Origin of the sequence: Methanobrevibacter ruminantium M1 (assembly GCF_000024185.1) — an archaeon.
GTDB classification, from domain to species: Archaea; Methanobacteriota; Methanobacteria; order Methanobacteriales; family Methanobacteriaceae; genus Methanobrevibacter; species Methanobrevibacter ruminantium.
On record NC_013790.1, the window covers coordinates 1,470,560 to 1,497,440 of the forward strand.

Sequence of the window (26,881 nt, forward strand, 5' to 3'; positions counted from 1 at the left end):
TTAAAACTTAAAATAATTAATGCAAAATTTATTATTTTTTAATTCAATTTTAAATAAGTATTTAAATAAATATTAGAATAATTTTACTATTACAAACCTTTATAAATTACAAAGACTATAAATAATATTGTATCAATTATTATAATACTATCGATAGGTATATTAATAAAAAGAAGTCCTTTCGAATAGTTATTAAAAAAAATTAAAAGTATATCATCATGATAATTAGTTTTATTTTCTAAATTAAAGCAACTAATAATTAGATTTATTTTCTAAAGCAAAGGGATAAATAATGAAATTTAGAACACCATCAAAGAAAGACACCAATAAGGATATTGAGAAGGAGTTTAAAAACTTAAGAAAAGAGCTCTTGGATCTAACCTTAAGAAACCCTCTTCTTAACTTTAAGGCTAGAAACCGAAATCTCAGTATTATCAATCAATCTCCTATAAACATCTATAGGACCCTTGTTTTAGAGAATAAAAAGATGTTCTTTCAAGCAAATAAGAAAGAAACTAAAAAGTCAAAGGCCCATGCATTCATAGATGAGGCTAAGGAGTTTCTATCACAGGAAAGCGATAAGACCTTAAAGGCAGACTTATCACCTAGTGAACTTCAAAAAAGACTCTTTTATATAGATCAGCAATCTAAGACAATGGTACAGGAGCAAGGTTACAATATCCTATACATTGCAATCGGATTTATCGAATGGATTGACAATAAGAAGCCAAGACAAAAGAATTTAGCACCTCTCATTCTTATTCCAGTTGAAATGGAACGTAAAAAAGTTGGAAACTCTTTTTCATTATCTTGGACAGGTGAAGACTTACAGAACAATATTTCTATTCAAGCAAAGCTAAGGGAAATCGGCATAGAATTGCCTAAGTTTGAACAGACTTCCTATGTGGAAGGGGTTAACCACTATCTGGAAAATGTAAGGCAGGCAATCAGGCCATTTCCAAAATGGGATGTAAAATATGACATAGCATTAGGATTCTTCTCATTCACCAAGTTTGTAATGTATAATGACTTGAATCCGGAAAGTTGGGATGAGAACATCGACTTGACAAAAAATGAGCTTATTCAAGCAATCTTCAACCCAAGCAAGAATGTATATGAAGATACCTTTGAAGAGGATGATGTAGATGAAAAGCTCCATTATAAGACAATGTATCAGGTTTTGGATGCAGATTCCTCCCAGATTGCAGCTATTGAAAATGTAAAGGCCGGACATAACCTTGTTGTAGAAGGTCCTCCTGGAACCGGAAAGTCACAAACCATTGTAAACTTGATAGCTGAGCTTATTGCAGAGGGGAAAACCGTTCTTTTTGTAAGTGAAAAGATGGCTGCACTTGAAGTGGTAAAAAGCAGATTGGATAGCGTAGGCCTTGGCAAGTTTGTATTGGAGCTTCATTCACATAAGACAAGACGAAAGAAATTCCTTAAAAACCTTCAAAAAGCCACTAATGTTCGCTCAACAAGGGATTTAAAGTTAGATCAAACATTAAGAAAGCTTGAAAACCTACGTGACCAGTTAGATCAATATGCAGAGATAATTCACCGTCCTATGGCAAATGTCAAGCTCAGCCCATTTGAACTCTATGGTATGAAGGAGTCTTCAGAGGATTATTTCTCCCGCCAAAATAGGTTATTGCCTTTGGTTAGGTTTGACAATCCAGAAGATATCACCATGAAGGATCTGGATGATATAATCATATCATTGGAAAACCTATCAGAGCTCTATTCAACAATATCAAAAAACAATCCTTGGAGCTATTGCAATCCGAAAAGCTTGCTTCCAGCAGATTTAAGGGAAATAGAACAGCTGATAATGGATACCCTCGAGGCACTCACTGACTTTAGATATGAGATGGACATAATAAATGAGGTCTATGGAATCAAGGTTCCAAATACCCTGCAGGAATATGAAGATTCAATCACTGCATTAAGCCTATTAAATAGCGAGACAGTTAACCTTATTGACAGCTCCATCCTATTGAATAGGGAGTGGTATAGCAATCCTGAACAGGCACAAATTCTAATCAAGCTATTGGCTTCATATCAGCAATCATCTAACCTCTTTGATAAGTTTACAGATTATCTTCTCATTGCTGATTTGGATACATTGATTCAAGACTTGAATAAGGACTTGAATAAGAAATTTAGGCTCTTCGGCGGAAATTCCCATAAGGATGAGCTAAGCAGATTATATAAGGGCCCTGTTCCTAGTGAAAAGGAAGCCTTAAATGACCTTATTAAGGTACGTAAAGAAATTAAAGTTAGACAAAGCTATAATGATAATGAAAAACTTGGAATCAGATACTTTGGAGATTTATGGGGCAAGAATGCCAATGTTCAAGAGCTTAAGGAAGTTTCAATCTGGATGAGAAAGTTCACACATCTTTTATCTAATGGCACATTCAATGAAAATACCGTTAAGATGCTTTCTAATGAAATATTCCACCCTTCAATAGATGATGGAATCGATGAATATATTGAAAAAGGCAACAGATTCTATGAAAGCCTTAAGAAACTGGAATCCAAACTCAATCCGAGAAGCAAGATTATATTTAAGAAGGAAAGCGAAGATGTTCCATTTGACAAGTGGGAAATTCAACTTAACAAATGGAAAGGACAATTGTCAAGCCTCCACTTATGGTCACAGTATTCCAATACCAAAAGGGCATGCATGAACACTCATGCTTCTATTTTCATCAAGACAGTTGAAAAGAGAAATATCAAAAAGGACGATGTAAAGCCACTGGTATTAGGTAATTTTGCAGACAGTCTCTTGAATATTGTATTTAGTGAAAATGAGATATTGGCAGGATTCATTGGAGAATTGCATGAAAACCGCATTGCTGACTTTAAGGATTTAGATCGAAAGATCATCAATCTAAACCGAAAAAGAATATTCAATAAACTGAATAGCCAAATCCCTAAGATTTTCGGTGGAGCAAACGACCCTGAAGCAAAGATCTTAGCTGGAGAATTCACTAGAAAAAGCGGACACTTGCCAGTTAGAACCCTTCTTGAAAAGGCTGGAGGAACAATCAAAAAAATCAAGCCAGTCTTTATGATGAGTCCATTGTCAATTGCACAGTACCTCGACCCTACAAATCCTAAATTGCAATTTGATGTTGTCATTTTCGACGAGGCAAGTCAGGTTAAGCCCGAGGATGCATTAGGTGCATTCATGAGAGGAAAGACTGCTGTAGTTATGGGAGACACTCAACAATTGCCTCCTACAAGTTTCTTTGATCAGATGACAGACAGCGAAGGGGGAGAGGAAGTGGCAACCGCTTTGGATATGGAAAGCATTCTTCACTTATGCAAAATGTCATTCCCTGTCAAGATGCTTAAATGGCACTACAGAAGCCGCCATGAGTCTTTAATCAATATTTCCAATAGGGAATTCTATGATAATGAGCTCTTGGTCTATCCTTCACCTTGCCATAATGACCCTGAACTAGGACTTAAATTCCATTATAATCCAAATACAGCATATCATAGAGGAGAAGGCTCTGCTAACCCATTGGAAGCAAAGGATGTTGTAAAGGAAATATTCAGACACTTTGAAAAGTATGGCGATAAGAAGAGCTTAGGTGTTGGAACATTCTCTGTTGCTCAAAAGAATGCCATATTAGAGGAATTGGAGATTGAAAGAAAGAGCCATCCTGAATTTGAACCACTATTTTCTGATAAGAGAGAGGAAAGGTTCTTCGTAAAGAACCTTGAAACAATTCAAGGGGATGAAAGGGATGTCATTCTAATAAGCGTAGGATATGGATATGATACAGAAGGTAAGATGTCCTTAAACTTCGGTCCTCTAAACCAAGACGGTGGAGAAAGACGTTTGAATGTGCTTATTACAAGGGCAAGGGAAAAATGTGTTGTTTTCACCAATTTCAGAGCCCATGACATTCATCTAACAGCAAACCCTCCATTTGGGGTTAAGTCTCTACAAAGCTTTTTGGAGTATGCTGAAAACCTTTCACAAAATCAGTTCATTGACCAAGAAGAGGATGAGGAGGCTCCATTTGAGGATGCAATCTATAATTTCCTAGCAGATAACGGATATCGGGTCGATAAGAGAATCGGTTGTGCAGGATTTAGAGTGGATCTTGCTATAATTGATGAGGAGAATCCGGGAAAATACCTCCTGGGAATCCAGTGTGACGGCCATAATTATGCTTCAAGCAAGGTAGCAAGAGACAGAGACAGACTAAGAGAGCAAGTATTAAACGGATTAGGATGGAAAATCTATCATATTTGGTCAACAGACTGGTATAGAAACAGAGACCTAGCCAGAGCTAGACTCTTGGAGCATATTGAGAATACAATAATCACTACAAAGGTTAATGACTTGAAGTCAAAGATTCATGATGCTGAATCAATGCAGATAAATCCAGTCACTACTGTTGTTATTGATAAGAAAAATAAGGAGAAAGATTCTGATGATGATTCAGACAGTGATAAAACTGATAAAAATAAAGAAAGCCTTATTAATAATTATTTAAAAGATTTAGAAGATGAATTTGGAGACAATAGTGATAAAAAGGACAATAATAATGAAGATGATGATTCTAATAATGATGATGGAGGATTAGTCATTGATTCAACTGATGATTCTATTGACAATCCAGATGATGGAGGATTAGTCATTGATTCAACTGATGATTCTATTGACAATCCAGATGATGAAGGGTTAGTTATTGATTCAGATACCAATTTAGGTAGTGAAGAGTTTGATATTGGTTCTGATTCTGTTTTAGATGATGATTCTGATGATGAAGAGTTTGGTGTTGATTCTGATTCTGATTTGGATGAAGAAGAAATCATTGAAGATTCAGAAATTAAATTAAGCGACACTCTTAATACTGATTTAAAAGATGAAGACATTTATGAACCTGAAATTGAATTAGATGACAATTCTGATTCTGATTTGGATGAAGAAGAAATCATTTATGAAAGGGAAATTCAATTAAAAGAGGGTTCTGATTTAGATACAGAAGATGAAATTATTATTGAAGAAAATAATAACAATGGTTCTGATATTGATTTAGATTCAGATGATGTAACTGTATTTGAATTAAGTGATGAGGATTCTAGTTCTGATTCAGATGATGTGACTGTATTTGAATTAAGTGATGATGATTCTAGTTCTGATTCAGATGATGAAGAATTAGATAATGATTCCAATATTGATTTGGAAGATGAAGAATCAGATGATAATTTCACTCTTGATTTGGAGGATCAATCAAATAATCTGATGCCAAAAAGCACTATTGATAAATCTGAGTTTTTAAAAGATTTATATGGTGAAGATGATGATTTAAGTTCAACTATTGACGAAGAACCGAAAATACTTAATGATAATAATGAAGTTATTAATAAATCTTTTGATTCAAAGGATAAAAAGAGTTCTAAAAATATTAGCAAATCTGAGCTTAAAAATCAAGAAAAAGCTAAATCTAAAACTAAATCTAAAACTAAATCTAAAGCTAAACCTAAAAATAGAAATCAAGAGATTAAAAATATTGAAAACGGCAAAATTAAAAATGATGATTCTAAAAAAGAGCAGAATAAACCAAAATCTAAAAATAGGTCTATACTAAATAGATTAAAGAATATTGGTGGAGGTTTGGGTTTATCAAGATCAGAAGAATCTGAAGGTAAAGAATTTATTAAGGCTGAAGATAAAAAATCAAAAGAATTTGTATCCGATGCCAAAAAGTCAATAAAAAGAAAAGACAGAAAGGCAAAAGATAAGGATTCCAATGATAAAAAAGAAATAAATAAAAAACTTAATAAAGAGCAAAATATAAAAAATAATAAAGATAATATTGTTGAATCAGATAAAAAACAAGAGGAAATTAAAGAAGAAATTCAAAAACCTGTTCCTAAATCTAAACCAAATAATACAAAAGAGTTAATTAATCAAAATAACAAAACCATTGAAGAATTAGAAGAATATATTAATAATAGTTCAAATAATTCTGATTTAGAATTTGATGGTGCTTCTGATATTGATTTAGAAAAAGAAATTATTTCAGAAGACAAAACTAAATTAGACGTAGAATCAGATATTCAAATGGATGATGAATATGTGATAGTTGATGATTCTGAATTGGAAGACGAATTTGAGTTTATAGAAGAATTAGATGATGATTCTGAATTGGAAGACGAATTTGAGTTTATAGAAGAATTAGATGATGATTCTGAATTGGAAGATGAAGAATTTGAATTTATTGATGATTTAGATGATGATTTTGGTTCAGAAGATGAATATGAACTAGTTGATGATTCTGAATTGGAAGACGAATTTGAATTAATTGACGATTTAGAAGAAAAATCCAACAATTATGATAATGAAGATATTAATCTTAAAGAAGATAGTGAATATTTAGAAAAAGAAGAGTCTGAGGATATTATGAGACAAAAGGAAAGTGTTTCAAAAAGAAAGGTTGAGCATGAAATCATTGATGATTCTCTAGATGTTATTGTTCCTATAAGTGCTGAAAGAAGAGCAGATGAATATAATAATTATTCTGAAGATGCTAATGTTATTATTCCAATTCAAGATGAAGAGGAATTTGAAGAGGAATATTATAATAATGATTCTCAAGTTGATTCTGAAGAGGGAATTGATGAATTGGAAGAATTAATCTCTGAAAACATTAATTATTCAGATGATGATGCTAGAGAAGAATTCTTAACAAATAAAGAGTCTAATCAAGAAAGTGAAGAAGATTCTTACTATTACAGCGCAGTAGGAATTGAAAATTCACTTAAAAAGAATGCTGTTCAATATCCAAAATCAAGCAATAGGAATAAAAAAGGCATTGTAGGTGCTGTATCTAGCTTAAAAGATGAAATGCTTTATATCAATGCTTCAATTAAAGAAATAGAAAACCCAACTGAAAGAGAAAAAATCTATGTGATAGACCCTTCAGAAGAGGAATACTATAATCAGCCAGATGATTCTATTTACTATAATGATTCCCTTAGTGAAAATAAGGAAAGATATGCTAAATCAAAACAATATGAAGATGAAGTTGAAGTCATTTCTCCGGTATCAGATTCTGATGAGGGAGAAACAGGCCATATTCAATCTGATTATATTGAAAGAAAAGCTGAAGACAGTTCTAAATCTAGTTCTGAATCCTTATTTAGTCCTAAAAAACATGAATATTTGGATAAAATTAAGGAATATGCTGCTGAATCTGAATATGAAGAGGCAGCTGAAAACCCTACAATAAGTCCAGTTCATACTGAAATTGAAGAAAGTGTTGAATCTTCTGTAATTAGCCCGGTTCATACTGAATATGTTGAAACTGTTGAATCTTCTGCTATCAGCCCTGTCCAACAGGAATATGACAAAACAGAGGAACCTTCAACCATAAGTGCTGAAGATCAAGAAACAGAGTTTATTGATGATATTCTTTTAGAAGAAGATGAATTATCAAATATTCAAGATACTGATGACTCTGCTTTAGCTGAAGAAGAACCGGAATCTATAGAAATAGATGATGATGAATTTGAAAGCATTATCACTGATGTGGATCAAGATTATCAAGAACTTGAAAAAGAGAGAATAAAGGAAGCTAATGTATTAAGTGCAGTAGATAATACCAGATTAACTCCTACCGGCAAATTAGAAGATTATATCGTGGCATATAAGGAAATTGATGATGTCATTATCAAAAGTGCCACAGAAATATATGATGATGAGAAGAAAGTGGCTACTGCAGTTATGGACATTGTAAGTGCAGAAGGCCCTATTCATGTAGATATGGTTATACGCCGGATTAGGGAAAGCTGCAATCTCTCTAGAGCAGGCACTAAATTTAAGGAAGCTATATTTAAGGCAATTGACCGCAATGAATCTCATATGAATCTTATAAGAGAAGAGGATTTCTTATTTATAGATTATGACCAAATTGCAGTTAGAAAAAGAGATAAACCTAATATAGACCTTATTTCTGATTTGGAAATAGAAAATGCTATAGATTTGGTATTAAGCTTTGAAAAATCATTAAAGGTTAAGGAATTAGCTAGAATCGTTTCTAGAACCTTAGGTTTTAAATCCACTTCTAAGAAAACTTCAGCTAAGATTTTAGAAGTCATTGATGTTATGATCGGCAAAGAGATTTTAGTAAATGTTAATGATAAAATAGAATTTAGATAATTTGCAAAACAATAATTCTATTTTATTTTTATTTTTTTCTATTTTTTTCTATTTTTTTCTATTTTTTTCTATTTTTGTTTAGAATATTAATTATAATTTTTAATTTTAATTAGATTATTTTGGTTTAATATAGTTATATATAGTAAACTCGATTTTAAGCCATTTTTCAATAAAATTTTAAATTCTACTTTTTATATTTTTTATAGTTTATAGAATAAGTATATATTTAATTAAGCATTATTTTTATTATTTTATATATTGTATTAAATTATTCAATTTAGAACTATTGCATATATATGTGCTTATTAATTTAGATAATTTTAATCAATTTTTATTAGTTTTTTAATTCTATTATTATTGATTAAATTGTCATAAATAAAAAAATTCTATTATGATAAATTTTTATCTGTTTAGCTAAATTAGAATCATGAAAATTGCTTTTTAATTTAGCTGATAATTAATTAGCCTATTAATATTATTACTTTTTTTGTTATTTTTATTACATATGTATTATTTTTTTCTTTAAAAGTATTACTTGAAAATATGTAAAAGTATTAAAAAATTGATAAAAAGTAATACTTATTTTTTCTAATAAGTAATAAAAATTTCATAAAAATTAATACTTTTTTCATTCAAAAAGTATTACAAAATTGATTAAAAGTATTATTTAAGTATTAAAAATTTAATAAAAAGTATTACGAAAAAGTAATAAAAATCTCTTAAAAAGTATTATTTTTTTAGCTAATAAATTTTAGATTTATTTGTCCTGTTAAATAGGAATTTTGATAATTTTCTATTTTTAAAAATTTTAATCTGGATAATTTTTGATCTTGTCCTGGAGAAAATATTTTCGATTTATTTTTTCAAAAAAATTAAGATTTTTCCAAGATTTTGAAATTTTCTAATTTTTTTAAAAAATCTGAAAAATAACAAAAAAATGTTTCATTAAATACAAATTATTTCTATATCTATAAACTAATTGTAAAAGTTTCATAAGTATGAAATAATTTCAATTTATAAAAACATATTAAAAAAATAGTTTTAATATGATAAAATAATTTCAATAGAATAAAACAATATTTTAATTTCATCATAATAAAACTTTTTCAATATATGCAAACTAAATATTGTTTATAATCTTTGAAACATTTTTCATACATACAAACTAAAATAGTTTAGAACTATAGAAACATTTCTATAAAGTATAAACTAAATTATTACTTAATAATAAAAAAAGTATTATAGGTATATTTCAAGTGTAAAAGAAAAAATTTTTCGAAAATTTTTAAAAATTGCATAAAATAGTAAAAAAACATTATTACATATACATCAAACGATTAATTTTTGCTATTTTAAAACAATAATTATTTAGAAAAAATCCTACTTCGTTATACTGTAGTATAACGAAGTAGAAATTTCAAAAAATTTTCAAAAAAGTCCCCTAAATCATATATTTTCAAAAATTGTTTGTCGATTTTTTTTCATAAATTTCGAATTTTGTTTTAATCTTATGAAACTATCAAAAAATAGTTTTTATAATATCAAACAAACAGAATTTTGTTTTAAGTATATGAAACTTTTGAAAATAGTTTATGTTATATGAAACAAATAGAAATTTTGTTCATCTTTTATAAAACAATTAAAAAAAGTTTTCATTATATGGAACAATATTCTAAATTTTGTTTTATATTTGCGAAACTATTAAAAATAATGTTTTTATTATATGAAACAATATGATTTTTGTTTTAAATAAATAAAACAATTAGTTTATTTTCATAAAATAAATAATTTTAAAATTTCCAGATAATAAAAATAAAATAAAAATAGAATAAAAGAGTTATTAGAAAATGATTAATAAATTAAAATAGAATAAAAGTATTTTTAGAAAAAATAAAATTTCAGGATTGAAAAAAAAAGAGAATAAATTTAATCAGAATCAATCTTTTCTAGCTGATCTAACTCTGAGTTAAATTTATAATCCTGAAATTGATAATATTTAAACCTATAAGGCATTTTAGATTTTTTAGGTTTGCGACTTTTAGGCTTATTTTTATTTTTTTGCCTATCTAATCTAGCTCTTTTCTTGTCTCTGTTTCTTTGAGCTCTCTCTTTATGAGATAGCCTAGCTAGAGTTTTCTTTTTACGTTCATTAGGAGATTTATATGTTTTCTTATGGGCTAATCTCCTTCGAGTATGGATAAGAGTGATTGACATTTTAAAACCTAAATATGAAGATAATTATAATTTTTCTATTTTTTTATCTAAAGTAGATTGGATCTCATCAATTCTATCAACAACTACACGAATTGCCTGTTCTCCGTTTCTTGTAGGATTAATTCCTTGTTCTACTAATAATGCATCTCTAATATCTCTTAATCTGTCAATTGAATCAATTTTCATTATTGTACTGTAAAACATATTATCCACCAATTTAAATTATATTGAGTCTATTTTAATCATTTTATTTTTCTAAATAATTGCTTTTTTAATACAATTAAATATATGATTTTTCTAATATTAATAGTTATTAGAAATTATAGAAAAATTATTTAATTCAAATTATATTTTTGATAATATTGAGTTATTTTCTTTAAATAGATTATAACGCTAGAAATTTTATATAAAAGAAATTTAGAAAAAATTTAAGAGATATAATAATTTTAAATAAAAAAAGTAAAATATTAATTGGATAAAATTTAGGAAATATAATTAATTTTACTAAAAATAAGTAAAATATTTGATTTATAAAAAAATAAAAAAAGAGAATTATCTTAAAAAAATAATAAGATAATTTTTATTTAAATTTTATTTAACTTCAATTATACTAATCACAGTATCTGCAACATATCCTGCTGTCTTATTTATATAAGAAGAAATCACAGCATAATCACCTGGCAATAAATCTGTTATGGTTGCATAACCATTATCGCCGGTAGTTACATTATATTCCATGACATTGCAAGGAACAGTATTGTTTAAACCAATGCTTAAACCATTTACAGCATATTTAATGAAATTATTAGCCATTTCTGTAGCTGTTCTTCCATATACATAATCCATATCATAATCATTTAGATATGTTCCAGGATATGACAATCCAGTGAAGTTTTTAGGACTGTAATCATCGTCATGAGCTCTTTCAAGCCATGTATCTGTAGCTAGGTTTCTTTGAGTGTGAGTGAATCCTAATACAACTTCATTATCGTATTTCTTCAACAGATTCTGATACCAACTTGCTGCCATGTCAACAAACATACCACTGTCCACACCACCGAAGATACAGAAAATACAAACATCAGAGTAAGCTCCCATTGCATCTGTACAATGAGCATTCGGACCGATATTTGAATTGATAATTACTTTATATCCTTTGGATTTAAGGACTTCTCCAATGGATTTAATAAATTGCGAGTCTGTTGCTTTGTTATAGATGTTATCAGAATTGATAACAACAGTCTTTTTAGTAATAGGCAATCCAGATCCTACACTACGATTTACTGTAGCTGCAGTAATCTCAACTGTCTGATTTGCCAATGGATTACTGTTCATGTCGGTTAATCTGACAGAGTATTCTCCAAGAACGGTTTGATCTTTTGCTATGATTTTAGCAGTTGCATTATTCAAGACATTAATCTTTAATGATTTGCTGCTTGCATAGTAACTGTTTGTCTTAGCAAAGTTGAGTTTTATTGTGTAGTTTCCAGGATTTTCCTCTATCTTCAATGCGACTTTACCATTGGAGTCTGTAGTTTTTGTATAATTTATATTAGCTAAAGTAATTTTAACCTTTTGGTTTGAAATTCCTTTATCTTTGCTGTCTTTTAGATATGCATAGAAATATTTTCCTCTTTTCACTGTTGAATTTTCAACTGTAATCTTGGTTTTTTCAACATAAGAGGTAATAGTGACTGATTTTGAGCTTGCTGAGTAGGATGTTGATCCTGCGAAGCTTGCTTTTACTGGGATTTTTCCAAGTCTTGTATTTATTTTCAGGGCTACTCTTCCGTTTTTGTCTGTTTTTAGGTTAAAGTAGATTTTGTCGAATTTCATTACCACTTTTTGCCCTGAGAGTGCATTTCCGTCACTGTCTTTTAGATATGCATAAATATATTGACCTCTGACAACTGAAGTACTTGGAATTGTCATGACTGTCTTTAAGGTATATATTTTTATCTTTTTGGATAAAGACTGGGAGTTATATGTTTTATCTCCAGCAAAATTGATTTTTGTTGAGTAAGTTCCTGTCTTTAAACTTAATTTTAGGCTTGCTCTGCCATTTTTGTCTGTAGTAACGGTATATGTTTTTCCAGAGATGGTAATGCTTATCTTCTTATTTGAAAGGGCATTGTTGTTTTTATCCTTTAAATAAGTGTATAGGTTTCTTCCCCTTACAACACTTGAGCTTGAAGTCAATTTTGTATTGACTTTAGCAACAGTTAAAGTAAAGTCTTTTCTGGAAGCGCTATAATTATCGCTGCCATCATATATTGCTGAAAAAGCATATTTGTTTGGATTAAGTTTAATGTCAAGTGCGGCCATTCCATTTGAATCGGTAGTTCTTGTATAAGATGAATTTGAAAATTTAAATATTACCTTTTCGCCGGAAATGCCATGATTGGAACTGTCTTTTAAGTAAATGTATAATTTATCTCCTTTTACCACTGTAGAGTTTTTGAAAGTTAATACAGTAGGAGATTTTGCAGATTTAACTGCATAACTTGTATAAAAGCTAGTTTGTAAAATTACATCGTCTACGCTTAAATCTTCAGTTAATAAATTATTTGATTCAAGCTCTTCGTTAATTCCTGATACTATTTCAGATCCTGAAGCATCATCTGATGCATTATCAGAGCTATCTGTATTACTGTTTGACAATTTTTCAGAGTTGTCTGAACTGTCTAAACTAATAGTATCACTACTATCTGATATATTTTCATAGGTTACAAGATTAGTATTTTGTGAGTCAGTAGATGAAATTATATCAGTTTCATTTATTTCTGTCGCTGAGACTGCACCAACGCTAATTACTAAAATTAGACATAAAAGTGCAATAATCAGAGTAAAATCTATCTTTATCGATATATTTACACCTCCATATCGAAATAAAATCTTGTAATTAAATTTATATTTTTTATCTTATATATACTTTGGGGCTAAAAAAAGTCATAGAGGGCTTTAAATTTATTTTTACTTAATTTTTTTTAGTTTTCTTAATTTGTTTTATTACGTTAAAACTAACTCCATTAGCTTTGTTTTTTGTATCTTTATTTAGTTGTTTAGATTAAGACTAATTTATTAGTTAGATATTTAAAATTTAAAATACAAATATAATATACAAATCTTAATTTAAATATAATTAAAAATCTTAACTTAAATAAAATATATAAAAATATTTATAAATTTAATAATTTATTATAAAGAGGAATTTTAATGAATTTTAACTTAAAAGACATGATTTTAATTTTTATCAGAGGTTTCCTTATGGGCTCTGCAGATACAATTCCTGGAGTCTCTGGAGGAACCATCGCATTAATCACAGGTATATATGAACGTCTAATCCATGCAATAAGCAGCATAAAATTCGGATTTATAAAGCCATTAATCAAATTGGACTTTGCCGGATTTAAGGAAAAGCTCTTTGAAGAGATTGATTTTGAACTATTCATACCTCTTGTTTTAGGTATAGGTATTGCAGTTTTAACCTTATCCAAGGTAATAAGATATCTTCTTCAAAATTATACAGCATATACATTTTCATTCTTTTTAGGCCTTATTTTGGCTTCTGCCTATATTTTATACACCAAATTGGATGAAATCAATATAAAGCTTATCATATTAACAATAATCGGTATAATCTTATCATATATATTTGTAGGGTTAAACCCAATTGCAGCTAACCATAGCCTAATTGTATTATTCTTCTCTGGTATGATTGCCATTTGCGCTATGATATTGCCTGGAATTTCCGGATCATTCTTATTATTGCTTTTAGGACAATATGCATATATGCTAGATTCATTAAATTCATTAAATTTCACTGAAATCATTGTCTTTATTGCTGGAGCATTCATAGGAATCTTAGGATTTTCCAAAATCCTTAATTACCTTCTTGAAAACTATGAATCTGCTACAATGGCCTTCCTGATTGGAATAATGATTGGTACCTTGAGGCTACCTTTCAATCAGATCACAAGCAATTTAACTGGATCTTGGTTAATCTGCTTGATTTTAGCTATAATTGGAGTTGTCTTAATAGTGGTCTTAGAGAAAAAGCTTAGTTAAACTTTTAATTATAATTTTAAAAAAAAAATTAGGCATTATTTAAAATTGAAAAAAATTATTAAAGTAATTCTTTTAATCTTATAACTTATGTTAAGTGTCATGGTGTTAAAATGGGATTATTTGGTTTCTTAAAAAAGGATAAGAAGGAAAAATCAAATAAAAAATTTGATGAAGAATCTAATAAGGATTTAGATGAAGCTATAGAAGAATCAACTGATATGATTAAAAAAGATTCTGATTCTAGTAAAGATAAATCAGAATCAGATGATTCTAAATCTAAAGAGTCTAAGGATTCTAAAGAAAAAGAATCTAAATCTAAAGAGCCTAATGATTCTAAATCTAAAAAATCAAAAAATAAAGAATCAAAGGATTCTAAAGAAAAAGAACCTAAAAAGTCCAAATCCAGACTATTTAGACGTTCTAAAAAGTCTGAAGATAGCATCGACTTCGATTCCATAAAGCACTTAAGCAAAGAGGATATGCAAGAGGCTAAGGAAAAACGTCTAAAAAAGGATTCTAGAACCAAAGAAGAGAAACTCAAGGATGAAACCTTTAGGCAAATAGCAATGAACCATAGCAATAGAAATAACCGTCTTGCAGCAGTTATGGAAATAAAGTCCCAAGATATATTGGAGGATGTATGCCTTGACCATAAGGACAGATTTGTTAGAACCATTGCAGCTTCACGAATCACAGATCCGAATATCCTAGAAGAGATAGCCTATAATGCCAAATACACAGATGTTCGCCAAATCGCCTTTGATCAGTTAGGCCAAGTTGAAAATGTATTTGCAGAGATAGCAAAATATGATAAAAAAGGTAAAAACCGCTTTGCAGCAATAAATGAAATTGATGATGAACTTATATTAATGGATATTGTCATCAATGCCAAAGATAAAAAGGTAAGGATAAAGGCACTTGAAAAGATAAATAATGCTGAAATATTGGCTGAAATTCTAAAAAACACCAATGATAAAAAGATAACCAACCTAATCGTTGAAAAGGAAAGCTTTGATAATGAGGAAGTCCTCTCTAGAATAGCAGAGGATGAAAGCTATGACAAATTCATTAGAAGCGAAGCAATAAAGAAATTAAATCCAGATAATGAAATAATAAGGGAGATAGCAATCAATGATTCAAATGAACATGTCCGATTGATAGCTATTGAGAAATTAGAGGATGAAGATGATCTTAATGAAATAGCCTTAAATTCAGAATACTCATCATCTCGTTTGCAAGCTGTTAAAAAAATCAACAACCAAGAGATATTAAGTCAGATTGCCTTAAATGATGAGGATAAGTTTGTTAGAATGGAAACTTTAAGCAAGATAGATGATGAAAAAATACTATTTGAAGTGTATAATAAAGATTCAGATGAATTCGTTAGAAGCGAAGCAATCAAATACATCAATTCTCCTCTTAATTTAGCAGACATTGCAATAAATGATGACAATTTAATAGTATCTAAAAATGCTTTAAATAAAATCTTCAGTCTTTATGAGGAAGGTGATTTTGAAGAGGATCTGGATGAATTGCTTGGAAAAATAGCAATTAAATCAAATAAAGATGAGATATCTGAATTGTCAATCAAATCCATTGAAAAAGAGGATGTTCTAGAGCATATTGTAAACGAATCTAAAAACACTAATACTTTATTGCTTGCAGTTGACAAGATTAAATCTGAAGACATATTAAAGAATATCTCAGAGTCAAATGAAAATTCCAAAATCCGAGTCAAGTCCGTTAGCAAGATTAAAGACAAGGACAATTTAGAAGATATTGCTTTAAACGGCAATTATAATGATGCAAGAGTTGAAGCCATAGTAAATGTTCATAATCAGGAGATATTGTCTAACTTGGCCTTAAATGATGAAGATTCCAAGGTAAGGGAAGCTGCTTGTAGGAATCTTAATGGATTGAATACTTTAAAAGAGGTTTTAGCAAAAGACACAGATGAATACGTTCGTAAAATTGCTAAAAAGAGATATGATTTGATTAGTAAATAATAAATTGAAAAAATAGTTAGTATAAAAAGAAATAGTTTTTTAGTAAAATAAAGTGAAAATTGTTATTTTTAATTAAAAAGTTAAAAAGAAATAGTGTTTTTTAGTTAAATAAGGTGAAAATTGTTATTTTTAATTAAAAAGTTAAAAAGAAATAGTGTTTTTTAGTTAAATAAGGTGAAAATTGTTATTTTTAATTAAAAAGTTAAAAAGAAATAGTGTTTTTTAGTTAAATAAGGTGAAAATTGTTATTTTTAATTAAAAAGTTAAAAAGAAATAGTGTTTTTTAGTTAAATAAGGTGAAAATTGTTATTTTTAATTAAAAAGTTAAAAAGAAAATAGTTAGCTATTTAGCACTATTTTCTTCAACTAACTGCTTTGCAAGAGCAGTTCTATTCTCATTTAAAACTACTTTTAAGAAATCACCAGTATATGTTCCAGATTCAGCAATCTCTTCAGGTGTTCCAGTTGCAATGACTTCACCGCCGCCATCTCCACCTTCAGGACCTAAATCAATAATATAATCCGCTGTTTTAATAACGTCAAGGTTGTGTTCAATAACAACAACAGAATTGCCTGCATCAGTCAATCTGTCTAAAACATTCAATAATTTCTTAATGTCGTCAAAGTGAAGACCTGTAGTAGGCTCATCCAAAATATATAATGTTTGGCCTGTGCTTGTCTTGGAAAGCTCCTTAGCTAATTTTACCCTTTGTGCTTCACCACCTGACAATGTGGTTGCAGGCTGTCCAAGCTTTATATATCCTAATCCTACATCATATAATGTCTGCAACTTTCTTGCCACTCTTGGAATATTCTCAAAGAACTCTAAAGCTTCTTCAACAGTCATTTCTAATACTTCATAGATGTTTTTGCCTTTAAATCGGATATCCAAGGTTTCTTCATTATATCTCTTTCCTTTACAGACTTCACAAGGAACATAAACGTCAGATAGGAAATGCATCTCAATCTGTATGATTCCATCACCGAAACAGGACTCGCATCTTCCTCCCTTTACATTGAAACTGAATCTTCCAGGTTTGTATCCTCTTGCCTTGGCTTCAGGAGTTTCAGCAAAAAGCTCCCTTATAGGAGTGAATACCCCTACATAAGTTGCAGGATTGGAACGTGGAGTTCTGCCTATAGGTGTTTGGTCAATTCTAATGATCTTATCAATGTTTTCAATGCCTTCAATGGAATCATGCTTTCCAGGATGCATGTATTTCTTATTTATCTTTGTAGAAAGGCCCTTATACAATACCTGATTTATCAGGCTGCTTTTTCCAGAGCCGCTGACTCCTGTAATACAAGTGAATAGTCCCAATGGAATCTCAACATCAATATCCTTTAGGTTGTTTTCCCTTGCACCTTTGATGGTGAGGAAATTGCCGTTTCCGCTACGTCTGTCCTCTCTGATTGGTATGAATTCCCTTCGAGATAGGTATTTTCCTGTAATGGACTCTTCTGATTCCATAATCTCTTCAGGACTGCCTTCTGCAATGATCTTTCCTCCATGCTCACCAGCTCCTGGGCCTATGTCAATGACATAGTCTGCAGATAATATGGTTTCTTCATCGTGCTCCACAACAATCAGGGTATTTCCTATGTCTCTTAGGTGCTTTAAGGTTTCAATAAGCTTTACATTGTCCCTCTGGTGAAGGCCTATGCTTGGCTCATCTAGGATATATAGAACCCCAACCAGACCTGAGCCTATCTGTGTAGCGAGGCGAATCCTTTGGGCTTCCCCTCCGGATAATGTTCCAGAGGATCTTGACATTGTAATGTAATCCAATCCCACATCAACTAAAAACTTCAATCGGGCCTTAATCTCTTTTAGAATCTCTTTTCCAATATACATCTGCCTTTCTGTAAGCTCCAGTTCCTGGAAGAACCTATAGCTTTCCTTGATTGATAAATCACATACGTCTATGATTGATTTGTCCCCTACAGTTACAGCCAATACTTCAGGGCGAAGCCTCTTTCCTCCACAGACTGGACATTTTAAGTCACTCATGAATTTAGAGATGTATTTGCGGTTATAATTAGATTTGGTTTCAAGGTACAGTCTTTCCATTCTTGTGATAACACCTTCAAATTTACGATTCACCCTATATGATCTGTTTCTTCTTTTAAAGGCAAATGCCACCTTTTCATTTGAGCCATATAATAATATATGCTGATGCTCTTCGCTTAAGTCCTTGAAAGGTGTGTCCATGCTAAAGTTGAAATGTTCAGCTACAGCCTGTAACATTTGGTAATAGTAGTTTTCCTTCTTATTTGACTTTGACCAAGGAACTATGGCTCCTTCATTCAATGAAAGATTTTTATTGGGAACGATTAGGTCTGGATTCATTTCCATCTTTGTTCCAATACCATTACATTCAGGACATGCTCCCTGCGGAGCATTGAATGAAAACATCCTAGGTGTCAATTCTTGAAAACTTATGCCACAGTCGGTACATGCAAAGTCTTCAGAATATGTTTTTTCGTACTCGGTTTCATTTCCTTCACTATCCCTTCCATTAAACATGACAGTCACTATGCCTTCTGCAAAATTACAAGCTGTTTCTACAGAATCTGACAACCTTCTTTGGAAGTCTGTTCCTTCCCTTATTACAAGGCGGTCAACAACCAAATCTATGCTATGGCGGAAGGTCTTTGCAAGCTCAATTTCCTCATCAAGCCCACGGATTTCACCGTCTATTCGGGCTCTGACAAATCCGTTTTTTCTGAAGTCTTCCAATATGTCCTTATGCTCCCCCTTACGGTCTTTAATGACTGGAGCTAGCACATGAATCTTTAATCCTTCCCCTTCTTCTATTATGGATTCGGTTATTTGACCTATGGTTTGATGAGAGACTTCCTTTCCACAGTTTGGACAGTGTGGAATTCCTATTCTTGCATATAATAAACGTAAGTAGTCGTATATTTCAGTAATTGTTCCTACAGTTGATCTTGGATTTACTTTTGTAGTCTTTTGGTCTATGGATATTGCAGGTGAGAGACCTTCTATATAATCCACTTCAGGCTTTTTCATCTGTCCTAAAAATTGTCTTGCATAAGCAGATAATGATTCTACATATCTACGCTGTCCTTCAGCATAAATGGTATCAAAAGCAAGTGTAGATTTGCCGGAGCCACTTAATCCGGTTACTACTATGAATTGATCACGTGGAATGGATACATCAATATTTTGAAGGTTATGTTCTCTTCCACCCTTTAATATGATGTTTTTTCTTTCTGAACTCATCATTTCACCCTAATAATAAGAAAGTCATATTTTAATTTATTTTATCGAATAAAGGATAATTATAATTTTTTATTTATTTATAAATTTATTTTATCGAATAAAGGATAATTATGATTTTAATTTATTATATCTTATATAAATAAGATTAGCAAGAGCGCTTGCAAACTAATATTTATTTAATAAATTAAAATTGTTTTTATTTATACAAACAATTTAATATTAGTTTTAACTATTATATAAAATTAATGATTTTTAAAAATGATTTGATTAATGAATTTAATAAAAAAAGAATTTAATAAATTATTTAAACAATTTATTGAATAAAATAATTTATTCGCTTAAAAAATATTATTTGGATTGGTTTAATAAAAAAATAAAAAAGAATAAGAAGATTTAATTCATATCAGCTAATCTTTTTATTCTTTTAAGCATGTCTGGATGTGTAGAGAGCATTTCCATAATCTTATTGGAACCTGAAATCTTTACATTATTGTTTTTTAACTGATCCAATTCTTCTTTGCTAATAACTCCATCGCGATTGAAGTCAAGCTGGGATAAGTCATTGATTTCATTTCTTGCATTGCTGATATCAGTTAAGAAAAATGCTTTGGTTCCTTCAACATCCTTGATTTCTTGCTCTGGAATCCTTGCAGCACCATAAACAAGCTTATAAAGAGCTGAAGCTAATTTTTCAGGTTGGCATCCAAGCTCTACGCTTCCAGCATCTGCATAATATTCCCTTACTCTTGAGATAAAGAGTACAATCAATTGGCCTAGGAAGTATGCAATCAAAGCTAAAAAGCCGATTAATGCTCCTCCGCCATTGTTGTTGTCTCCTCCACCTCCGGAGAAGATTAAAGAGAATCCTAAATAATAGCAGATTAATGGTATGGCACTAACAACAGTTGTAATGGCCATATCATTATGTTTGATATGGGATATCTCATGGCCTAAGACCGCCTTAAGCTCATCATGGTCAAGAAGGCCTAATATTCCTTTGGTTACACATACATGTCCGCTGCGTTTGGATCTTCCATATGCAAATGCATTTGGCACCATGGTATTTGAAATGCCTACCTTAGGTTTTGGAATGTTTGCCGCTTGAGCTAATTCCGCTACCATTTGGTGCAGTTCAGGGGCTTCGCTTTCGGATAAGTAATGAACCCCCATAGAGCTTTCAACAATCTTTGGACCGAATATGTATTGGAGGAATAGGACAAATAGTCCTGCAATTGCGTAGAATCCGTAGAATCCTCTGTATCCTAGGAAATTTCCTGCAAGCATGATCAGTACATAAACCAGACCGAACATGACAGCCATAGAAAGCCATAATCGTAATTTAAGTTTCCATGTCCCTTTCATATTATAACTCCTTTTTTTATTATAAAATTAAGCAATTCTGATATAAATATTTATTTATTTAATTTTAAGATATTCAAAAAAGTCATATTCTAATTAAAACTAGAATTAAGTGAAATTTGAATAATTCAATTAAAACTAGAATTAAGTGAAATTTGAATAATTCAATTAAAACTTGAACAAGAAAATTAAATATTCAATTAAAACTAGAATTAAGTGAAAACTGAATAATTCAATTAAAACTAGAATTAAGTGAAAACTGAATAATTCAATTAAAAACTAAATAAAGTAGTCTGACCTTTTTCTAGTTTTTCCTCTGTCTTTTCCTTTTTATCTTCATCTTTATCTTTTTTCTCCTCATTATCAGCATCATTTTTTCCTTTATCCAATCTTGATTTGGAAGGCTTTAAGGAAAATTCATTTGCTATTTCATCCAATTCATCATCTGAAATATTATTTAAATCTTCCTTAATTGTTATATCTTCAATATAATCCTCATCAATCAAGTTCTTATTAAGATTATTGTCTGCTAAATCTGCTTCAGATGGAACATTGGCGAATATACCTTTTTTAATGCTGTTACGCCACTCTTCTTTTTCTTCTTCTCTCATTTCCGCTTTGACTTTTTCCATAGCAGTTATGACCTTTTTAGGTATCTTTTTCTTTCTGAATCTTTTAATTTCATCCTCTTCAAGTTCTAAAAAGTCTGATATCTGCCAAGCGGTTACGTCATCTTCAAACATTATTTCAAAGTATGGGAAAATGGTATAGGCGACCTGTAATGAAACATGCATTTTCTCTTCCATTTTAGCTGCAATCCTATCCCTTAATGCCCTTTGTCCACGGGTTCTGCCCATCAATGTAAATGCCATAGGGCCTGTTACCCTAGTGAATTTTTTATAGGTCTGCTTTTTGGATAAGGCAACACCTGGACCCATAAAGTCTGAAGCATATCTCCAATAGCCATAGTTTCTACTGCTTCTGGCCCTTCCAAAGAATAGGTCTGCCTTGCTTATCATTTCATAGGCATCCTTGATTTCCTTGTTATCTTCATATTCCCTTGGAATGTTTTCTGCAATATATTCCATAACCAATGTAGGATCTTCGTTGTTTTCCCTTAGGGACCTTTTTACATTGATTGCATTTGTGCTTTTTAGGACTCTTGTAACAGTGTCTATTACTGTAGCTGTATTGTCCTTCTGGCCGGTTGTATCAAGGGTTTCTTCTGTCAATTCCCCTCCGTTTTCAACCAATGCCTGCAAGGTATTGATTGCAGAACGCAAGTCTCCGCTGGAGCGTTTTGAAAGCTTCATAAGCACATCAGGGTCCACTTCGATTCCTTCATTTTTAAGGACAACATCACGAAGGAACTTATTGATTGTAGGTGCCCTGATCTTGTCCATCTTGATGACTTGTGCATTCTTCTTGATTGTAGTTAACTTATTGCTATAGAAATCATTTGCCATCATTACAATAGGCTGTTTGCTGTTTTTAATGATCTTATTTAAAGCGCTGGTTCCGCCTCTGTCATTGGTTCCGTGGATACCATCCACCTCATCCATTATAATCAGTTTCTTGTTTTCACCAAATAGGGATTTGGTAGTGGCTGATTCTCCTATTGTGCTCATAAGGACATCCTGAGAACGCTTGTCACTTGCATTCAACTCTATGTATTCGCTGAACTCATTGGCTATGATATGTGCTATAGTGGTCTTTCCGGTTCCAGCAGGTCCTATCAATAATAAGGGCTTTTGCGGATTTCCATCCTGCCATGATTGAAGCCAGTCCTCTATGACCTTCTTTTGTTTGTTGTTACCGACAACTTCCTTAAAAGTCTTTGGCCGGTATTTATCTACCCATAACATAATTTTAACCTAAAATATAAAACTTAAACTTAAAACTAATATGAATAACTCATCAATTGGCTTCATTATAAAAACTTAGCAAGTAAAGCTTCCAATTGGATTCTTGGGTTTGCTCCTTCCCTGATTCTAAAGTCAGTGTCTGCAATTGCCCCAATCAATTCCATATAGACTTCACCGCTCATCTTTCCATCCATGACTCTGCCTGCAACATCCTGATAGATCTGGTTTACCATATCCTCTCCGCTTGTGCCCTGAAGAATCATAACATCCCTTAAAATATTACGGGATTCCATGAACTTGCCTCTTAAGGCCGCATCGACCATTTCCTTAATCTCTTGAGGTCTTGCCTTAGTTACAACCTCATAAACATGGTCTTCGGTTATGTTTCCAGTGGAGGCTGCAGACTGAAGCATATTTACAGACTTACGCATATCCCCTTCGCCGAATAGGACTATGGTTTCTATGGCCTTTTCTTCGTATTCGCATCCTTCAGCCTCTGCAATGTATTTTAATCTGTCTGCAATCTCTTCAGCCTTTATTGGTGCAAAGCGGAATATTGCACATCTGGATTGAATTGGGTCAATGATTTTTGAAGAATAGTTACAGGAAAGTATGAATGAGCAGGTCTTGGTATACATTTCCATTTCACGTCTTAACGCATGCTGAGCGTCCTTTGTCATATTGTCCACTTCGTCTAAGAAGATGATTCTAAATGGAGCCCCTACAGGTTTCAATCGACAGAAATTCTTAATGTTTGTTCTTACTGTTTCGATTCCCCTTGCATCAGATGCGTTAAGCTCTAAGAAGTTTTGTCTCCAATAGTCCCCTAAGATTGCCTTTACAAGTGCAAGTGCTGAAGTGGTCTTACCTACACCTGCAGGACCTGTAAACATTAAGTTTGGCATGCTTCCTTGATCTACGTATTTCTTTAGGCTTTCTACGATATGCTTTTGTCCTACAATGTCGTCTAAAGTTTGCGGTCTATACTTTTCTACCCAAGGTCCTAACATAATAATCACTTAAATTAAATTTAATCCCCTAAAATTTCAGTTATTTTGTTCTATGTATTTAATATTAGTTTATCTGTTTATTTACAGACAGTTTATCATTATTCGGCTTTTATTTTGATTCTATAATCTTCCTTAATTTAAGAAAAATTATTGAATTTTTAGTAAATCTTTAGAAAAATAAAGATATTTTATACTATTTATTATATGATTTTCATATTTTTTAAAACTTATTATTTTTCAAATCAATATTGATTTGATATTGTAAACTTTTATATAATAGGACCTATCTTTTTTATTAATTGGGGTAAAAATTGATTTGAAAGTGTTTTTTCTGATTATAAATTTAACAAAATTTCTTGAATTAAAAATAGAAAAAATAGTCATTATAATAATTTTAAAAGAAATAAGAATAATAAAAAGAGAGTTTAATTTAATTTAAAGAATAAGAATAATAAATAAGAGTTTAATTTAATATAAAAGTAAAAATTAATAAAAAAATAAAAAATTAAGATAAATAATTATCTTAATTAAAAAATAGAAAACAAATTGTTATCTAATTTAGATATCAACAGATTGTGGCATGTCTCCTGTAACTGCATAGTTTAAGACAACTTGGCCGAACAATTCAAGCATCTTATTTGGAGAAAGATCCGCTTGACCTTTTACGCTCACTCCAACATAATTAGGAACTTGATTATTGCTGTCAATCCATGAGTGGACTCTGTTTGCAATGCTGATATAGTCAGATTGGGAAATAGACTGACTTTGGTCTTCTCCAGATGGACTAGATGCAGAACTGACAGAATTAATCTTAATTGGAGAGAATACGCCATTGTTGACATTCAATATATATTCACTGAAAATGTCAATGCATTGTGCTTGTGTAAATACATTTCCTTTATAACTTATAGAAGAGAAGCGGTAATTATTATTTGCAGCTTCTTGAGCAAGATTTGGAACATCTGTCATTTCTATTGTGTCAGAAATAGTATCATCTCCTTTATTATCATCAGTTGTGTCATTTAATGTATTGTCTGTATCTTTTCCTGAATCTGAATTATTGTTTAAGTCATCAGAATCATTTAAGTCATCATTCTTGTTTAAATCATCTGAATCGTTTAAGCCATTCTTGTTTAAGTCATCAGAATCATTTAAATCAGAATCATTTTGCTTATTATCTATTACAATCACAGAATTATTATCATCATCTGTATTATTTATCTTACTGTCAATTGAAGTTAGGTTATCATCAGTTTTCAAATCAATTGAAGTATCGTTCTTTTTATTATCATCACTGGTTTTATTGGTCTTTTCAGTGTAAACTTTACTATTGTTTGTTGAATTTGTCTTTTCACTGTAGACTTTGTCTGAACTGTTTGTAGTGTTAGTCTTTTCAGTATATGTCTTAGCTGAACTGTTAGTTGCATTTGTCTTTTCAGTGTTGACTTTTGCTGAACTGTTTGTAGTGTTAGTCTTTTCAGAATAGACTTTTGTTTTATTTGTATCGTTATTGCTTGTTTTATTATTGTCTGTCTGATTTTGAACAGTTGCAGTTTTTGTTTTATTTTCAACAGTCTGATTGACAGTCTGATTGTCTGTTAGGTTGTCAGTCTGGTTTTCTGTAAAGTTATCACTTTGAGTTTGGCTTACATTGTCATGATTTACGCCATAATTATTTAAGTTTGTATCGTCATATGTGTCATTTGCCAAAGGGATTATTGAATTGATCCCATTATTGCCGTCACCACCGAAAATAGCCACTCCTGTAACAGCGCCGATAGCCAGTAAAATAACTAAAGCGCAGATTATAGGTATCTTGTATGTACTAAAGAAAGAATTGCTTGTATTTTCTTCTATAATTCCTTTTTTAAATGTATCTACAGGGCTTAAGGTAGTACCACACTTATGACAAAATTTGGAATTTGGCTTATTTGCAGTGTTACAATTAGGACATATTCTAGTTGTATTCAGCTGCAAACCACAATTTTTACAAAATTTTTCATTATCATCGTTTACTGTATTACATTTTGGACATATCATCTTTTTCACCCCCTGTATTAATTTATAAAAATACAGAGATTGAATATATTATTCAACAATATTATTATGTTATTCCCTATTTAAATATTATGGTTTTTGATTGTCCAATGTTAAAATTTGAATAGGATTTTAGTAAAAATAGTTAAATGTTATTGTAATTTAGATAAAATAAATAAAAAAATAAAGAGTTATTGTGAAAAATGAATTACTCACTAAAAAACACTATTGAAGATAAAAAAAGAGAAATTAAGAGAGATAGATTACTAAAAAAACACTTTGAAAGTAAAGAAAAGAAAAATTAAGAGAGATAGAATTAATACTGATTTAATTCATTGAGTATGCCATAGAATTCATCTGTTGATATAATTTTTTTGTCTAAAAGATCATTTAAAATGTCTTTAGTGCCAATGCATTTTATATCATACTTTTCCAGATAAAACTCAATTGATTTTGGATTATTGAAAGCAAGTGTCTTTTTATTCTTGACTGCAAGTGCAATGGAGGAAGCTTCGCTTTCGCCTAATATTTCATTATCATAATTATTGATAATTTCATAATAAAGCTCGAAAACAGCCGTGTTTAAGTTGATTTCCTCTATTTTAATAAATTTCTTATCAATAAGTGTATTTAAGTCGTCCCTTATGTATTGTGATATGCTTGGATTGGATAAATTATTATAAACCTTATTAGAGATTATAATTCTTTTAAACTTCCTTTCCAACAAATCAGATCTTCTTACCTTTAAAAAATTCAACAGACAGTCTATATTAAAAACAATTGATTTCATAATCACCCACTCTACATACAGTTTTTTTTTAAATTAAACCTTTGTGCCCTTAAAAATAAGCATTTTGCTTATTTTTTAACCCTTTTAAAAATAC

Annotated in this window: 12 protein-coding genes; 3 read left to right on the forward strand and 9 right to left on the reverse strand. The window is 30.7% G+C overall.

The annotated features are described in order from the left end of the window. The first annotated feature begins 292 nt into the window (after window positions 1–292). Window positions 293–8,191, forward strand: coding sequence for a DUF3320 domain-containing protein (locus MRU_RS05625; RefSeq protein WP_012955921.1), 7,899 nt, complete (start codon window positions 293–295; stop codon window positions 8,189–8,191). Window positions 8,192–10,117: 1,926 nt separating this feature from the next. On the opposite strand, the gene MRU_RS05630 is transcribed toward MRU_RS05625, so the two are convergent. The 3 genes from MRU_RS05630 to MRU_RS05640 form a co-directional block, all read right to left on the reverse strand. Then, a complete protein-coding gene (locus MRU_RS05630) occupies window positions 10,118–10,405 on the reverse strand; it encodes a hypothetical protein (protein ID WP_012955922.1) in 288 nt (95 codons plus the stop codon). Window positions 10,406–10,429: 24 nt separating this feature from the next. Beyond that, window positions 10,430–10,609 (reverse strand): hypothetical protein, encoded by a 180-nt coding sequence (locus MRU_RS05635; RefSeq protein WP_012955923.1) that lies wholly within the window; start codon window positions 10,607–10,609, stop codon window positions 10,430–10,432. A gap of 387 nt (window positions 10,610–10,996) precedes the next feature. Continuing rightward, the gene (locus MRU_RS05640; RefSeq protein ID WP_012955924.1) at window positions 10,997–13,066 is read right to left on the reverse strand and encodes a hypothetical protein; all 2,070 of its coding nucleotides are present in this window, start codon (window positions 13,064–13,066) and stop codon (window positions 10,997–10,999) included. A gap of 606 nt (window positions 13,067–13,672) precedes the next feature. Here MRU_RS05640 and MRU_RS05645 point away from each other — a divergent pair. Continuing rightward, complete coding sequence (locus MRU_RS05645) at window positions 13,673–14,473, forward strand: DUF368 domain-containing protein (RefSeq protein WP_048812614.1); 801 nt, start codon at window positions 13,673–13,675, stop codon at window positions 14,471–14,473. A gap of 110 nt (window positions 14,474–14,583) precedes the next feature. After that, window positions 14,584–16,479, forward strand: coding sequence for a HEAT repeat domain-containing protein (locus MRU_RS05650; protein WP_012955926.1), 1,896 nt, complete (start codon window positions 14,584–14,586; stop codon window positions 16,477–16,479). Window positions 16,480–16,822: 343 nt separating this feature from the next. Here the strand turns inward: MRU_RS05650 and uvrA are convergent, their stop codons facing one another. The 6 genes from uvrA to MRU_RS05680 all read right to left on the reverse strand — a co-directional run bounded on the left by uvrA (window position 16,823) and on the right by MRU_RS05680 (window position 26,787). Then, on the reverse strand, window positions 16,823–19,729 hold the full coding sequence (gene uvrA / locus MRU_RS05655; RefSeq protein ID WP_012955927.1) for an excinuclease ABC subunit UvrA: 2,907 nt from the start codon (window positions 19,727–19,729) through the stop codon (window positions 16,823–16,825). Window positions 19,730–20,119: 390 nt separating this feature from the next. Beyond that, window positions 20,120–21,088: a zinc metalloprotease HtpX gene (locus tag MRU_RS05660; RefSeq protein ID WP_012955928.1), complete on the reverse strand. Its 969-nt coding sequence runs from the start codon at window positions 21,086–21,088 to the stop codon at window positions 20,120–20,122. A 269-nt stretch (window positions 21,089–21,357) separates the two neighbouring features. Next, window positions 21,358–22,950, reverse strand: a complete 1,593-nt coding sequence (locus MRU_RS05665; RefSeq protein WP_012955929.1) for a replication factor C large subunit — start codon at window positions 22,948–22,950, stop codon at window positions 21,358–21,360. Between the two features lie 65 nt (window positions 22,951–23,015). Continuing rightward, on the reverse strand, window positions 23,016–23,960 hold the full coding sequence (locus tag MRU_RS05670; RefSeq protein WP_012955930.1) for a replication factor C small subunit: 945 nt from the start codon (window positions 23,958–23,960) through the stop codon (window positions 23,016–23,018). A 558-nt stretch (window positions 23,961–24,518) separates the two neighbouring features. Next, window positions 24,519–26,000 carry a zinc-ribbon domain-containing protein gene (locus MRU_RS05675; protein WP_012955931.1) on the reverse strand — a complete coding sequence of 494 codons (1,482 nt, stop codon included), beginning with the start codon at window positions 25,998–26,000 and terminating at the stop codon, window positions 24,519–24,521. Between the two features lie 313 nt (window positions 26,001–26,313). After that, window positions 26,314–26,787: a hypothetical protein gene (locus tag MRU_RS05680; protein ID WP_012955932.1), complete on the reverse strand. Its 474-nt coding sequence runs from the start codon at window positions 26,785–26,787 to the stop codon at window positions 26,314–26,316. Between the last annotated feature and the right edge of the window lie 94 nt (window positions 26,788–26,881).